General features: G+C 66.7%; 21 protein-coding genes. 19 read left to right on the top strand and 2 right to left on the bottom strand.

The window, feature by feature from the left end; genetic code table 11:
• Nucleotides 1-31: 31 nt before the first annotated feature.
• Complete coding sequence (locus ACWGST_RS09020; protein WP_452046319.1) at nucleotides 32-550, top strand: Imm61 family immunity protein; 519 nt, start codon at nucleotides 32-34, stop codon at nucleotides 548-550.
• Nucleotides 551-578: 28 nt separating this feature from the next.
• Here ACWGST_RS09020 and ACWGST_RS09015 read toward each other — a convergent pair whose 3' ends face one another.
• A complete protein-coding gene (locus ACWGST_RS09015; protein WP_452046318.1) occupies nucleotides 579-1217 on the bottom strand; it encodes a TNT domain-containing protein in 639 nt (212 codons plus the stop codon).
• Between the two features lie 170 nt (nucleotides 1218-1387).
• On the opposite strand from ACWGST_RS09015, the gene ACWGST_RS09010 reads away from it, so the two are divergent.
• From ACWGST_RS09010 to tuf, 8 genes are all read left to right on the top strand, one after another.
• Nucleotides 1388-1714: a hypothetical protein gene (locus ACWGST_RS09010; RefSeq protein ID WP_452046317.1), complete on the top strand. Its 327-nt coding sequence runs from the start codon at nucleotides 1388-1390 to the stop codon at nucleotides 1712-1714.
• A 12-nt stretch (nucleotides 1715-1726) separates the two neighbouring features.
• Nucleotides 1727-2059, top strand: a complete 333-nt coding sequence (locus ACWGST_RS09005; protein ID WP_452046316.1) for a hypothetical protein — start codon at nucleotides 1727-1729, stop codon at nucleotides 2057-2059.
• Between the two features lie 45 nt (nucleotides 2060-2104).
• A complete protein-coding gene (locus tag ACWGST_RS09000) occupies nucleotides 2105-2584 on the top strand; it encodes a DUF6121 family protein (RefSeq protein ID WP_452046315.1) in 480 nt (159 codons plus the stop codon).
• A gap of 43 nt (nucleotides 2585-2627) precedes the next feature.
• A complete protein-coding gene (locus tag ACWGST_RS08995) occupies nucleotides 2628-3302 on the top strand; it encodes a spermidine/putrescine ABC transporter substrate-binding protein (protein ID WP_452046314.1) in 675 nt (224 codons plus the stop codon).
• A 285-nt stretch (nucleotides 3303-3587) separates the two neighbouring features.
• Nucleotides 3588-3962, top strand: coding sequence for a 30S ribosomal protein S12 (rpsL, locus tag ACWGST_RS08990; RefSeq protein ID WP_022893888.1), 375 nt, complete (start codon nucleotides 3588-3590; stop codon nucleotides 3960-3962).
• Nucleotides 3962-4432, top strand: a complete 471-nt coding sequence (gene rpsG, locus ACWGST_RS08985; protein WP_056010907.1) for a 30S ribosomal protein S7 — start codon at nucleotides 3962-3964, stop codon at nucleotides 4430-4432. Before rpsL ends, rpsG begins: the two co-directional genes overlap by 1 nt.
• A gap of 85 nt (nucleotides 4433-4517) precedes the next feature.
• Entirely contained in the window at nucleotides 4518-6632 is a 2115-nt protein-coding gene (gene fusA, locus ACWGST_RS08980; RefSeq protein ID WP_452046313.1) for an elongation factor G, read from the top strand.
• Nucleotides 6633-6744: 112 nt separating this feature from the next.
• A complete protein-coding gene (gene tuf / locus ACWGST_RS08975; RefSeq protein WP_452046312.1) occupies nucleotides 6745-7938 on the top strand; it encodes an elongation factor Tu in 1194 nt (397 codons plus the stop codon).
• A gap of 102 nt (nucleotides 7939-8040) precedes the next feature.
• On the opposite strand, the gene ACWGST_RS08970 is transcribed toward tuf, so the two are convergent.
• Nucleotides 8041-8490, bottom strand: a complete 450-nt coding sequence (locus ACWGST_RS08970; protein WP_452046311.1) for an OsmC family protein — start codon at nucleotides 8488-8490, stop codon at nucleotides 8041-8043.
• Nucleotides 8491-9008: 518 nt separating this feature from the next.
• On the opposite strand from ACWGST_RS08970, the gene rpsJ reads away from it, so the two are divergent.
• The 10 genes from rpsJ to rpmC are packed head-to-tail and all read left to right on the top strand — an operon-like array spanning nucleotide 9009 to nucleotide 14022.
• Nucleotides 9009-9317 carry a 30S ribosomal protein S10 gene (gene rpsJ / locus ACWGST_RS08965; protein WP_017201594.1) on the top strand — a complete coding sequence of 103 codons (309 nt, stop codon included), beginning with the start codon at nucleotides 9009-9011 and terminating at the stop codon, nucleotides 9315-9317.
• Nucleotides 9318-9325: 8 nt separating this feature from the next.
• Nucleotides 9326-9982 carry a 50S ribosomal protein L3 gene (gene rplC / locus ACWGST_RS08960; RefSeq protein ID WP_452046310.1) on the top strand — a complete coding sequence of 219 codons (657 nt, stop codon included), beginning with the start codon at nucleotides 9326-9328 and terminating at the stop codon, nucleotides 9980-9982.
• Nucleotides 9983-9985: 3 nt separating this feature from the next.
• Nucleotides 9986-10660, top strand: a complete 675-nt coding sequence (gene rplD, locus ACWGST_RS08955; protein WP_452046309.1) for a 50S ribosomal protein L4 — start codon at nucleotides 9986-9988, stop codon at nucleotides 10658-10660.
• The gene (gene rplW / locus ACWGST_RS08950; protein WP_452046308.1) at nucleotides 10657-10962 is read left to right on the top strand and encodes a 50S ribosomal protein L23; all 306 of its coding nucleotides are present in this window, start codon (nucleotides 10657-10659) and stop codon (nucleotides 10960-10962) included. The genes rplD and rplW overlap by 4 nt, the downstream gene beginning before the upstream one ends.
• A 17-nt stretch (nucleotides 10963-10979) precedes the next feature.
• Complete coding sequence (rplB, locus tag ACWGST_RS08945) at nucleotides 10980-11819, top strand: 50S ribosomal protein L2 (RefSeq protein ID WP_056652984.1); 840 nt, start codon at nucleotides 10980-10982, stop codon at nucleotides 11817-11819.
• 12 nt (nucleotides 11820-11831) lie between these two features.
• On the top strand, nucleotides 11832-12113 hold the full coding sequence (rpsS, locus tag ACWGST_RS08940; RefSeq protein WP_452046307.1) for a 30S ribosomal protein S19: 282 nt from the start codon (nucleotides 11832-11834) through the stop codon (nucleotides 12111-12113).
• Between the two features lie 25 nt (nucleotides 12114-12138).
• Entirely contained in the window at nucleotides 12139-12504 is a 366-nt protein-coding gene (rplV, locus tag ACWGST_RS08935; protein WP_074260108.1) for a 50S ribosomal protein L22, read from the top strand.
• Nucleotides 12504-13256 carry a 30S ribosomal protein S3 gene (gene rpsC / locus ACWGST_RS08930; protein WP_056010873.1) on the top strand — a complete coding sequence of 251 codons (753 nt, stop codon included), beginning with the start codon at nucleotides 12504-12506 and terminating at the stop codon, nucleotides 13254-13256. The genes rplV and rpsC overlap by 1 nt, the downstream gene beginning before the upstream one ends.
• A gap of 2 nt (nucleotides 13257-13258) precedes the next feature.
• Nucleotides 13259-13678: a 50S ribosomal protein L16 gene (rplP, locus tag ACWGST_RS08925; protein WP_108596002.1), complete on the top strand. Its 420-nt coding sequence runs from the start codon at nucleotides 13259-13261 to the stop codon at nucleotides 13676-13678.
• A complete protein-coding gene (gene rpmC / locus ACWGST_RS08920; protein ID WP_452046306.1) occupies nucleotides 13678-14022 on the top strand; it encodes a 50S ribosomal protein L29 in 345 nt (114 codons plus the stop codon). Before rplP ends, rpmC begins: the two co-directional genes overlap by 1 nt.
• Nucleotide 14023: the final 1 nt, after the last annotated feature.

Genomic DNA, 14023 nt, shown 5'->3' with positions numbered 1-14023 from the left:
CTTGTCGAGCGCGGAGCTGTGGAGGTGGAGCATGGTCGATCCTGAAGTATCCGACGACGACTCGGAGCTGTTCGCGTTCGCGAAGCTCGGTCGTGTGGTGCCGTTCCCGGCGGGTGACGCACTGTTGTGCATGGGCGACATGGAGGTGCGGTACGAGCTCCACGCGCGCGACGGCCGCTACGAGTTGCAGCGACGGGAGCGGAGCGGCCCGGCCGGGGTCGTCGTCTCGAGTGCCGACCTGGGGGTCGTGCGCCGGGTCCTGATCCAGCACATCGGCATCAACGTTCGTGCGCGCCAGGGGCTGAGACGGGTCGTGCTGCCGATCGCCGAGAGGGCGCTACGGCCGGGGTTCGTGCTCGATGAGGGCGTCGACGGCCGTTCCGAGTTGCACTGGACGGAGCAGGGAGAAGCCCGTTCGGCATCGTTCCCGGCGGGTTCTCGTGGGTCGCAGCAGGCCGTGAAGCTCTCGCGGTATGCAGCGGCTTCCGAGCACGACCTCATCGCGTCGCTGCTCGACGTCGCCGGATCGCCGTTGTTCCGGGTGGGCTGAGTCGATCACGATCGACCGACTCGAGCCGCTACGCAGTGACCGGCTGGAGCTCGATGCGCCGCAGTCGGTCGGTCACGACGAGGTCGCGGATGCCGACGAAGTCGTCGGCGATCGTGAATCGCAGGCCGCCGCCCGGCTGGCCGAACCACGGCGGCACGATCTGGGCGCGCACGAGCACGTCGCCCGAGGTCACGAAACGATGAACGGATGCCCCGTCGGTGAGCGCCGTCGGCGGCAGCGCGCGCTGCTCGACCGAGGTGCCGGCCGGGAAGAGCATGATGCCGTCGAAGGCGCCGATGCGGTCGAGCGCGAGTCGCGGCGGCAGCTGGATCAGCAGCGACGTGCCGTCGGTCAGTCGACCGCGGAGCTCGTCGTAGTGCCCGGCCGCGGCCTCGCCGAGGAAGTCGAACGCCGCCTGGTTCGGGCGTTCGGGTGCGGGCAGTTCACGGCCGACGTACTCGAGGAGTCCGGTCGCCGCGTGCGCGGCGTCCGCCCACCGGCCGAGCGGGGCGGCGACACCGTAGTCGATCGTGACCAGTTCGAATCCGGTCGGCGTCGGTCGGAGCACGAGGCCGCCCTGCAGCGGCTCACGGTCATCGCCGGGGAGCGCGACCTCTCGAGTGGTGAACCCGCGCTCGGACAGCGCTCGTCTGAGATCGTCGAACATGCGCTCAACGATAGCCGTTCGAGGGTCGAGGGGCGGGCTCCGCCCATGGGGAGAACTGCCCATGGCGTTAGGGTGGACAGCGGACTTAGGTTGCCCTGTGGTGCTGCATTCGTTGTGCGCATCGGCGACGGTACGGTGAGCGGGCAGTAGCTTCGAAGGAGTGGAACGAGATGGTCGAATCAGGTGCCCCGGAATGGCGGCCCGAGGTCGTCGCGACCGAGGCGCTGTCGTCGCAGCAGCTCGAACTCGCCGCGGTCGCCCGTGCGCTCTTCGAGCAGCTCGCACGCGACGCGGGCCAGACCGACACGGCCCAGCTCAACGTGGTGCCGCTGCCCGATGACCTCGGTGTCGCCGTCGTGCGCGCCGTGCGCGGTGGAGGCACGATCTTCGTCGACCACGACGCGAGCGTGCTCTACGTGGCCTCGGCGATCGACCTGCCGGTCGGGCTCGACCTGTTCCGCGAGGGTCAGCGCACGCCGCTGTCGAGCTTCGAGTAGGAGAGGGCGACCATGACGGAACCAGCCCTCGCCGTGCGCTGCGCGGAACTGAAGGAACCGATCCGCGAGCTCGTGCAGTCCGGCCTCCGAGCGCAGGCGCGGCCCGAGTACTTCCCCGAGGTGACCGAGCGGCTCGGCGTCGTCCAGGGCATCCTGGCGAACGGGGTCAACGGCATCGACGACGCGGGGTATCTCTCGTGGCACCGCGAAGCCGAACCGATGCTGCGCCGCGCGGTCGCGCTCATCGCCGAAGACAAGGGTGCAGAGGCCTGGGCGCTCCTGAAGAACCCCGAGGTCGGCCTCTATCCGGTCAGTCTCGCGTGCAAAGACTGCGAAGGCTGGTGAGCCGGGAGGCACCCGGCCGCCACCGCCCGGCGTAGGCTCGGGGTCATGGACCCGCGTCGCACGGCATGGATCGTGGCCGCCTTCGCCGCGGCGCTTGATCTCGCACTGGTCGTCTGCGCCTTCGGGTTCGTGAGTCTGTTCGCGGGGGTCGAGGTCGTCGTCGACCCCGATGCCGGCCTCTTCGTGGCGCCGGCTGCGATCGGGGCATCCGTCGTCGCCCTGCTGCTGACCCTCGCAGTGACCCTGCGGCGCCCCGACCGCATCTGGCCGAGCATCATCCTCTCGGCGGTCTGGACGTGGCTCGCCTTCGTCGTCGTCGCAGTCGTCGGCTACGCCCTCGCGAGCGTGAGCACGACACTGCTCGCCGCACTGCTGTTCGGACTCGGCTTCGGCATCGGCGGGTTCGGCCTGCTCATCCCTGCGCTCGCCGCGGTCACCGCCTCGTTCGCCGTACTCGTGGCGCGCGGCCGCGACGCCGGCATGGCGCGGCCGCGCTGGCCGTGGGAGCGCGACGAGGACGAGTGAGGAGGGGGCGCCGCGCCATCCGCCGGCCGTTCGGCGACGGCTCGTGCGCCGCAGCAGTATCGTGAACGTGATGCAGGGTTCGATCGAGGCGCGCGTGAGCCACGAGGTCGACCGGTGGCTGGCATGGCTGCCCCGGTGGCGACCGGGAACCCATCGTGCCCGCGTGCGCCTCTGCACGCGGTGCTTCGGCTCGCCGATCCTCGTGGCGGCCGGCCTCGACGTCGATGTGCCGCACCCCGTGCAGCACGCCTTCTCGATGCGCATGAAGGGCGTCATCGACCTCGCCGTCGACGACTACACCTCGCGCAACCTGCCGATGCTGCACCGCGAGATCCGGCTCGCCGAAGCGCGCAAGGCGCGGCGGCCCTATCGCGCGGGGGAGGGCCTCGACCCCGAGTTCCTGGGCCTCGACGTCGACCCCGAGCCCGTCCCCGACCAGCCGTTCCTGTTCACGCTGTCGGGCCTCGAAGCGGATGCCGCGGCCGAAGCGGCCGAGCCCGCGCCGCGCCCGTTCACGCCGGAAGAGAAAGAGGCGCTCCGCGAAGAGGTGCGCCTCGCCGACGACTTCGCAAAGCAGCTCGGCCGGCGCATCTGCGTCGAACTCGCCCAGCATCGCTACCGCATCGGAAATGCCGTCGAGCGTCTCGTCGAACCGCAGATCGAAGACCTGCTCGCCGACCTCGACCGCGAACTCGACGCGCCGGGCTGGGGCGGCTGACCGGGCGGCGGCGGCCACGCGGCATCCACCTTTCGCCGATCGCAAGCCGAGCGTCATTTGACCGCAGCGTTACGGCGCATTACCATTGATCGGGTGTGCGCGTTGTCGCGCGCTCGAATCATGCCGAGAAGTCGGCGCGAGCCGAGCCGAGCCAGACGCACGCATCGGGCGATTCGCCCCCACGGCATACCCACCAACCAAGGCGCTGCAGCTCTGCGGTGCCGGTGGGTCGTGATGTGAATTCCATCAAACGCTGTCACCGTGCAGCACCAACAAGGAGAAGCAGTGCCAACCATTCAGCAGTTGGTCCGCAAGGGCCGCTCGCCGAAGGTCACCAAGACCAAGGCTCCCGCCCTGAAGGCGAACCCCCAGCAGCGCGGCGTGTGCACGCGTGTGTACACCACCACCCCGAAGAAGCCGAACTCCGCGCTCCGCAAGGTCGCTCGTGTGAAGCTCTCCAACGGCACCGAGGTCACCGCCTACATCCCCGGTGAGGGCCACAACCTGCAGGAGCACTCGATGGTGCTCATCCGCGGTGGTCGTGTGAAGGACCTCCCCGGTGTGCGCTACAAGATCGTCCGCGGCGCGCTCGACACGCAGGCCGTGAAGAACCGCAAGCAGGGCCGCAGCAAGTACGGCGCGAAGATGGAGAAGAAGTAATGCCTCGTAAGGGACCCGCTCCGAAGCGCCCCGTCGTCGCCGACCCCGTCTACGGGTCGCCCGTCGTCAGCCAGCTCGTCAACAAGATCCTCGTCGACGGCAAGAAGGACCTCGCGCAGCGCATCGTCTACGAAGCGCTCTCGAACGTCGCCGAGAAGAACGGCCAGGACGCCGTCGCCACCCTGAAGAAGGCGCTCGACAACGTGCGTCCGACCCTCGAGGTGCGTTCGCGTCGCGTCGGCGGCTCGACCTACCAGGTCCCCGTCGAGGTCAAGCCCCACCGCGCCAACACCCTGGCCCTCCGCTGGCTCACCAGCTACGCCAAGGCCCGTCGCGAGAAGACGATGACCGAGCGTCTCACCAACGAGATCCTCGACGCATCGAACGGCCTGGGTGCCGCGGTCAAGCGCCGCGAAGACACCCACAAGATGGCCGAGTCGAACCGCGCCTTCGCCCACTACCGCTGGTAGTCGATGAGCGGATGCCGCGAGGCGACGCGTCGCGGCATCCGCTCACCCCACCTTTTCCACTCCTGACTTCCCCGGAGGAATCCCCGTGGCACAAGACGTGCTCACCGACCTGAGCAAGGTCCGCAACATCGGCATCATGGCGCACATCGATGCCGGCAAGACCACCACGACCGAGCGCATCCTGTTCTACACGGGCGTCAACCACAAGATCGGCGAGACGCACGACGGTGGCGCGACGACCGACTGGATGGAGCAGGAGAAGGAGCGTGGCATCACGATCACCTCCGCTGCCGTCACCTGCTTCTGGAACAAGAACCAGGTCAACATCATCGACACCCCCGGCCACGTCGACTTCACGGTCGAGGTCGAGCGTTCGCTTCGCGTGCTCGACGGCGCCGTCGCCGTCTTCGACGGCAAAGAGGGTGTCGAGCCCCAGTCCGAGACCGTCTGGCGCCAGGCCGACAAGTACGTCGTGCCCCGAATCTGCTTCGTCAACAAGATGGACAAGCTCGGCGCGGACTTCTACTACACCGTGAGCACCATCGTCAGCCGCCTCGGCGCCAAGCCGCTGGTCCTCCAGCTGCCGATCGGTGAGGAGTCGAGCTTCGAGGGTGTCGTCGACCTCGTCGAGATGCGCGCACTCACCTGGCGCGGAGACGCCAAGGGCGATGTCGAGATGGGCGCCAAGTACGCCATCGAAGAGATCCCCGCCGACCTCGTCGAGAAGGCCGCCGAGTACCGCACCGCGCTGCTCGAGGTCGTCGCCGAGACCGACGACGCGCTGATGGAGAAGTACTTCGGCGGCGAAGAGCTCACCGTCGCCGAGATCAAGGCTGCGATCCGCAAGCTCACGATCAACAGCGAGATCTACCCCGTGCTCTGCGGCTCCGCCTTCAAGAACCGCGGTGTGCAGCCGATGCTCGACGCGGTCATCGACTACCTGCCGTCGCCGCTCGACGTGCCGGCCATCGAGGCGCACGATGCTCGTGACCTCGACAAGGTCGTGCTGCGTCACGCCGACGCCAACGAGCCCTTCGCCGCGCTCGCGTTCAAGGTCGCCGTGCACCCGTTCTTCGGTCGCCTCACCTACGTGCGCGTCTACTCCGGCCGCCTCGACAGCGGTGCCCAGGTCATCAACTCGACCAAGGGCAAGAAAGAGCGCATCGGCAAGATCTTCCAGATGCACGCCAATAAAGAGAACCCGGTCGACTCCGTCACCGCCGGCAACATCTACGCCGTCATCGGCCTGAAGGACACCACCACCGGTGACACCCTCAGCGACCCGAACAACCAGGTCGTGCTCGAGTCGATGACCTTCCCCGAGCCCGTCATCGAGGTCGCCATCGAGCCGAAGACCAAGGCCGACCAGGAGAAGCTCGGCACCGCGATCCAGAAGCTCGCGGAAGAGGACCCCACCTTCCGCACCGAGCAGAACCAGGAGACCGGTCAGACGGTCATCAAGGGAATGGGCGAGCTGCACCTCGACATCCTGGTCGACCGCATGAAGCGCGAGTTCAACGTCGAGGCCAACGTGGGCAAGCCCCAGGTCGCGTACCGCGAGACGATCAAGCGCGCGGTCGAGAAGCACGACTACACCCACAAGAAGCAGACCGGTGGGTCCGGCCAGTTCGCGAAGATCCAGTTCGCGATCGAGCCGCTCGAGATCGAGGGCGACAAGATCTACGAGTTCGAGAACAAGGTCACGGGTGGCCGCGTTCCGCGCGAGTACATCCCCTCGGTCGACGCCGGGTTCCAGGACGCCATGCAGTACGGCATCCTCGCGGGCTACCCGATGGTCGGCGTGAAGGCGAGCCTGCTCGACGGTGCCGCCCACGACGTCGACTCCTCGGAGATGGCGTTCAAGATCGCCGGCTCGATGGGCTTCAAAGAAGCCGCTCGCAAGGCGAACCCCGTTCTGCTCGAACCGCTGATGTCCGTCGAGGTCCGTACTCCTGAGGAGTACATGGGCGACGTCATCGGCGACCTGAACTCGCGTCGTGGTCAGATCCAGTCGATGGAGGATGCCGCAGGCGTGAAGGTCGTGCGTGCGCACGTCCCGCTCTCGGAGATGTTCGGTTACATCGGCGACCTTCGGTCGAAGACCTCTGGTCGTGCGGTGTACTCGATGGAGTTCGAGAGCTACGCGGAGGTCCCGAAGGCTGTGGCCGACGAGATCGTCCAGAAGAACAAGGGCGAATAGTCCGATACGCACGAACCTGCCGGTTCGCGTAACATATCAACACAACCCCCGTAGGCCTCCGGTCGCAATCCAGCGCCCGGCGGTTCTACACGAGTCCTGAGGAGGACCCACAGTGGCTAAGGCCAAGTTCGAGCGGACCAAGCCGCACGTCAACATCGGAACGATCGGTCACGTCGACCACGGCAAGACCACGCTCACCGCAGCGATCTCGAAGGTGCTCGCCGACAAGTACCCGTCGGCCACCAACGTGCAGCGCGACTTCGCGTCGATCGACTCCGCTCCCGAAGAGCGCCAGCGCGGCATCACGATCAACATCTCGCACGTCGAGTACGAGACGCCGAAGCGCCACTACGCGCACGTCGACGCCCCGGGTCACGCCGACTACATCAAGAACATGATCACCGGTGCCGCTCAGATGGACGGCGCGATCCTCGTGGTCGCGGCAACCGATGGTCCGATGGCTCAGACGCGTGAGCACGTGCTGCTCGCCAAGCAGGTCGGCGTGCCGTACCTGCTCGTCGCGCTCAACAAGTCCGACATGGTGGACGACGAAGAGATCCTCGAGCTCGTCGAGCTCGAGGTCCGCGAGCTCCTCTCGAGCCAGGGCTTCGACGGCGACAACGCTCCCGTCGTGCAGGTCTCGGGCCTCAAGGCGCTCGAGGGCGACGAGAAGTGGGTCCAGTCGGTCCTCGACCTCATGGACGCCGTCGACGAGTCGATCCCCGACCCCGTGCGCGACAAGGACAAGCCGTTCCTCATGCCCGTCGAGGACGTCTTCACGATCACCGGTCGTGGCACCGTCGTCACGGGCCGCGCCGAGCGCGGCACGCTGAAGATCAACTCCGAGGTCGAGATCGTCGGCATCCGCCCGACGCAGAAGACCACGGTCACCGGCATCGAGATGTTCCACAAGCAGCTCGACGAGGCGTGGGCCGGCGAGAACTGCGGTCTGCTCCTTCGCGGCACCAAGCGCGAAGACGTCGAGCGCGGCCAGGTCGTCGTCGCACCCGGCTCGGTCACCCCGCACACGAACTTCGAGGGCACCGCGTACATCCTCTCCAAGGAGGAAGGCGGGCGTCACAACCCGTTCTACGCGAACTACCGTCCGCAGTTCTACTTCCGCACCACCGACGTCACCGGCGTCATCACGCTGCCCGAGGGCACCGAGATGGTCATGCCCGGCGACACCACCGACATGACCGTTGAGCTGATCCAGCCCATCGCCATGGAAGAGGGCCTCGGCTTCGCCATCCGTGAGGGTGGACGCACCGTGGGTGCCGGTACGGTCACCAAGATCGTCAAGTAGGTTCTCCTACTGATCGCCGACAGGGGTCGGACCTTCGGGTCCGGCCCCTTTCGCGTGCCCGCGCGGCGGCGACGACTGACGCGGCCGGCCCGTCGAGCCGTCTCAGACGGGTGTGCCGTCGATCGTCGTCTCGAGGTCGATGCTGCCGTGCACGCTGCGAGCGACGGTGCAGGCCCGATCGATCGACTTGACCATGAGCTCGATGAGCTTGGCCCGTTCGCCCTCGTCGAGCGCCGAGAGGTCGAGCAGCAGCTCTTCGTCGATGTGCGAGTAGCGGTTCTCGGAGTCGGAGGTGCCGTGCGCCCACACCGTCATCGCGAAGTCGTCGCCGAGCCGGCGTGCGGCCACGCGATCGGCACTCATGCCGGCGCAGCCCGCGAGGGCGAGTTTCAGCAGTTCGCCGGGGGTGAAGTGCCCCTCGGCCTCGACCGGCCCGATCGAGACCGTCGAACCGCGCTCGTTCATGCCCTCGAACGTGCGATTTCCGGTTCGGGTGACCGAGACGCTGCCCGGTCCGATCCGCTCGCTCACCTGGTGCGCGTGCTCGGTCATGTTCGCCTCCGGATCCGGTCGTGGCTTCGATTCCATCATGGATGTCGCGGCGCATGCGTCGTCTCAGCTGCGACGTCCCTGTGAACCGCAGCGAGCGCGACACGCCCGGGTTGCAAGAAGGCACTCAGTGTGGCAAACTCGTTGAGTTCAACATTTCGAACGCGTGCACTCGTGCGCGCCGATCGAATCACTGTCAGGCAGTGCATAGTCACCCGGCTCACCTTGTTCGCACAGGGGCCGCACAGGGGTCAGGCTAGGCCGCAGGCAGGAGAACAGACAACCGACACACACAACGCCATGGGTCGACCATGTCCGCGTGCGCGTCGGCGGGCTCGAAGGTCGAGCGTGTCGAGAGCACCGCCCCGGGTATCCGGGCGGGTGGTTTCGACAGGCTCGATCACCGGCCTTTGACAGAAGAACAGTGGTGCTTCACACGGAGTAGCACGGTGTGACTATTACACCCAGGCGTCCGATGCCCTCGGAAGGGGTAAGACGCCTTGACAGAGAGAGAGTCAGCAATGGCGGGACAGAAGATCCGCATTCGACTGAAGTCGTATGACCACGAGGTCATCGACACCTCGGCGCGCAAGATCGTCGACACGGTGACCCGCGCGGGCGCCACGGTCGTCGGCCCCGTGCCGCTTCCGACGGAGAAGAACGTGGTGTGCGTCATCCGCTCGCCCCACAAGTACAAGGACAGCCGCGAGCACTTCGAGATGCGCACCCACAAGCGTCTCATCGACATCGTGGACCCGACGCCCAAGGCCGTCGACTCGCTCATGCGTCTCGACCTGCCGGCCGACGTCAACATCGAGATCAAGCTCTGAGGTAACAGATGTCTTCCGCTACCAAGAACGTGAAGGGACTGCTGGGCACCAAGCTCGGCATGACCCAGGTGTGGGACGAGAACAACAAGCTCGTGCCCGTGACCGTCATCGAGATCGCCCCCAACGTGGTCACCCAGCTCCGCACCGTCGACAACGACGGCTACGAGGCTGTGCAGATCGCCGCGGGCGCCATCGACCCGCGCAAGGTCAACCAGCCCGCGACCGGCCACTTCGCCGCCGCAGGCGTGACCCCCCGTCGCCACCTGACCGAGATCCGCACGGCCGACGCCGCGTCGTACTCGCTCGGCCAGGAGCTCTCGGTCGAGGGCGCCTTCGAGGCCGGCCAGCTCGTCGACGTCGTCGGCACGAGCAAGGGCAAGGGCTTCGCCGGTGTCATGAAGCGCCACAACTTCAAGGGCGTCTCCGCTTCGCACGGTTCGCACCGCAACCACCGCAAGCCCGGGTCGATCGGTGCCTCCTCGACTCCCAGCCGTGTCTTCAAGGGCATGCGCATGGCCGGTCGCATGGGTGGCGAGCGCGTGACCGTGCTCAACCTCCGTGTGCACGCCGTCGACGCCGAGAAGGGTCTGCTGCTCGTCAAGGGCGCGGTTCCCGGTGCTCGCGGCCGTCTCGTTTTCGTCCGCAACGCAGTGAAGGGGGCGTAGTCCATGGCTACCGCCAACACCATTGACGTGCTCGACGCGACCGGCAAGAAGTCCGGCTCGTTCGAGCTGCCCGCCGAGCTCTTCGACGTGCAGACCAACGTCCCGCTCATCCACCAGGTCGTCGTCGCCCAGCTCGCAGCAGCGCGCCAGGGCACGCACAAGACCAAGACCCGCGGAGAGGTTTCCGGCGCCGGTCGCAAGCCGTTCAAGCAGAAGGGCACCGGCCGCGCCCGTCAGGGTTCCATCCGTGCTCCTCAGATGACCGGCGGTGGCGTCGTCCACGGCCCGCAGCCTCGCGACTACTCGCAGCGCACCCCCAAGAAGATGATCGCAGCGGCCCTCCTCGGCTCGCTCTCCGACCGCGCTCGCGGCGGCCGCGTCCACGCGGTCACGGCCTTCACGGCCAGCGAGACGCCGAAGACGAAAGAGGCCGTCGCGCTCCTCGCGGCGATCGCTCCGGCGAAGCGCTTCCTCATCGTGCTCACGCACGGTGAAGAGCTCTCGCAGCGTGCGGTTCGCAACATCCCGACCGTGCACGTGCTGCGCGTCGACCAGCTGAACGCCTACGACGTGCTCGTCTCCGACGACATCGTCTTCAGCAGCGCCGCTCTCGAGGCCTTCGTGGCCGCGAAGACGGCCAAGGCCGACAGCGCAGTGAAGGAAGAGGTCTCGGCATGAGCGCCGTCGCGAACAACAAGGACCCGCGCGAGATCATCATCGCGCCCGTCGTCTCGGAGAAGAGCTACGGCCTGATCGACGAGGGCAAGTACACGTTCATCGTGGACCCCCGTTCGAACAAGACCGAGATCAAGCTCGCCATCGAGAAGATCTTCAACGTCCAGGTGGCGTCGATCAACACCCTGAACCGTCAGGGCAAGACCCGCCGTACCCGGTTCGGCATGGGCAAGCGCAAGGACACCAAGCGCGCGATCGTCACCCTCAAGTCCGGCTCGATCGACATCTTCACGGCTGTCGGCTAGGGAGCAGAGGAATAAGAATGGCTATTCGTAAGTACAAGCCCACGACCCCTGGTCGTCGCGGTTCGTCGGTCGCCGACTTCGCGGAGATCACGCGCTCGACGCCCGAGAAGTCGCTGCTCCGCCCGCTGTCCAAGACCGGCGGTCGCAACAACCAGGGCCGCATCACGACCCGTCACATCGGTGGTGGCCACAAGCGCCAGTACCGCGTGATCGACTTCAAGCGCAACGACAAAGACGGCGTGAACGCCAAGGTCGCTCACATCGAGTACGACCCCAACCGCACCGCGCGCATCGCGCTGCTGCACTTCGTCGACGGCACCAAGCGATACATCCTGGCCCCGAACAAGCTCGGCCAGGGCGACATCGTCGAGTCGGGTCCCAACGCCGACATCAAGCCGGGCAACAACCTGCCGCTGAAGAACATCCCCACCGGTACCGTGGTGCACGCCATCGAGCTGCGCCCCGGCGGCGGTGCCAAGATGGCACGCTCGGCCGGCGCCTCGGTTCGCCTCGTGGCGAAAGACGGCCCCTACGCACAGCTGCGTCTGCCCTCGGGCGAGATCCGCAACGTCGACGCGCGCTGCCGCGCGACCGTCGGCGAGGTCGGCAACGCCGAGCAGTCGAACATCAACTGGGGCAAGGCCGGCCGCATGCGCTGGAAGGGCGTCCGCCCGACCGTGCGCGGTGTCGCCATGAACCCGGTCGACCACCCCCACGGTGGTGGCGAGGGCAAGACGTCCGGTGGACGTCACCCCGTCAGCCCCTGGGGCCAGAAGGAAGGCCGTACGCGCAAGCGCGATCTTCCCAGCGACAAGCTCATCGTTCGCCGCCGTAACGTCGGCAAGAAGCGCAAGTAGGAGTTGTAGAAGATGCCACGCAGTCTGAAGAAGGGCCCCTTCGTCGATGACCACCTGCTTCGCAAGGTGATCGCGGCGAACGAGGCCGGCAGCAAGAACGTCATCAAGACCTGGTCGCGCCGCTCGATGATCATCCCGGCGATGCTGGGTCACACCATCGCAGTGCACGACGGTCGCAAGCACATCCCGGTGTTCGTCACCGAGACCATGGTGGGTCACAAGCTCGGCGAGTTCGCCCCCACCCGCACCTTCCGTGGACACGTGAAGGACGACAAGAAGGGCCGTCGCCGCTAAGCGGTGACGTGAAGGAGGAGAAGAAATGGTGGAGTCGATCGCACGCGTGCGACACATCCGCGTCACCCCCATGAAGGCCCGCCGCGTCGTCAACATGATTCGCGGCCGCCAGGCACAGGAGGCACTCGCCATCCTGAAGTTCGCCCCCCAGGGTGCGAGCGAGCCGGTGTACAAGCTCGTCGCCTCGGCCATCGCGAACGCTCGCGTCAAGGCCGATGCCACGAACACCTACCTGGACGAGCAAGACCTCTACATCAGCCGCGCGTTCGTCGATGAGGGCACCACCCTCAAGCGATTCCAGCCGCGTGCTCAGGGTCGTGCCTTCCGCATCAACAAGCGAACGAGCCACATCACCGTCGTGCTCGCCACGCCCGAGGAGGGTACGAAGTAATGGGTCAGAAAGTCAACCCGTACGGCTTCCGTCTCGGCATCACCACCGACCATGTGTCGCGGTGGTTCTCCGACTCGACGAAGCCCGGTCAGCGCTACGCCGACTACCTGGCAGAGGACATCAAGATCCGTCGTCTGCTGCAGACGTCGCTCGACCGTGCCGGTGTCTCGCGCATCGAGATCGAGCGCACCCGCGACCGTGTCCGCGTGGACATCCACACGGCGCGTCCCGGCATCGTGATCGGCCGCCGCGGCGCCGAGGCCGAGCGCATCCGCGCCGACCTCGAGAAGCTCAGCGGCAAGCAGATCCAGCTGAACATCCTCGAGGTGAAGAACCCCGAGGCCGACGCTCAGCTCGTCGCTCAGGGCATCGCCGAGCAGCTCTCCGCTCGTGTGGCGTTCCGCCGCGCGATGCGCAAGGGTCTGCAGGGTGCTCAGCGCGCCGGCGCCAAGGGCGTCCGCATCCAGGTCTCCGGCCGCCTCGGCGGCGCCGAGATGAGCCGTTCGGAGTTCTACCGCGAAGGCCGTGTGCCCCTGCACACCCTGCGCGCGAACATCGACTACGGCTTCTACGAGGCGAAGACCACCTTCGGCCGCATCGGGGTGAAGGTCTGGATCTACAAGGGCGACATCACCAACAAGGAGCTCGCCCGCGAGCAGGCCAACCAGAAGTCGTCGCGCCCCGAGCGCAGTGACCGTCCCCGTCGTGCGCCCAAGGCGCAGGAGCCGGTGGCAGCAGGAGTTGAGGCATAACCATGTTGATTCCCCGTCGAGTCAAGTTCCGCAAGCAGCACCACCCCGGCCGTTCGGGCCACGCCACCGGCGGCACGAAGGTCACCTTCGGTGAGTTCGGCATCCAGGCGTTGACCCCCGCGTACGTGACCAACCGTCAGATCGAGTCCGCTCGTATCGCGATGACCCGTCACATCAAGCGCGGCGGCAAGGTGTGGATCAACATCTACCCCGACCGTCCGCTCACGAAGAAGCCGGCCGAGACCCGCATGGGTTCCGGTAAGGGTTCGCCCGAGTGGTGGGTCGCGAACGTCAAGCCGGGTCGAGTCCTCTTCGAGGTCTCCGGCGTCTCGGAAGAGCTCGCTCGTGAGGCGATGACCCGAGCCATCCACAAGCTGCCCCTCAAGGCACGCATCATCAAGCGCGAGGAGGGCGACGCATAATGGCCGTCGGCACCAAGGAGCTCAGCCCCGCCGAGCTCGACACCTTTGAAGACGATCGACTCGTCGATGAGCTGAAGAAGGCCAAGGAAGAGCTGTTCAACCTGCGCTTCCAGTCGGCTACCGGTCAGCTCGAAAGCCACGGCCGCCTCAAGGCGGTCAAGCGCGACATCGCGCGCATCTACACGGTCATCCGCGAGCGCGAGCTCGGCATCCGGGCAACGCCCGCGCCGGTCGAGGCTCCGGTCAAGGCCGAGAAGAAGACGAAGAAGGCCAAGGCCGAGGCATCCGCTGCAGCACCTGCAGTCGATGGCGCAGCCGAGGTCGCAGAGACGAAGGAGGCCTGAT

This window comes from Agromyces sp. NPDC055520 (assembly GCF_053619715.1).
Note: the sequence above shows the minus strand (reverse complement) of the source record. Positions and strands in the feature narration are given on the sequence as shown.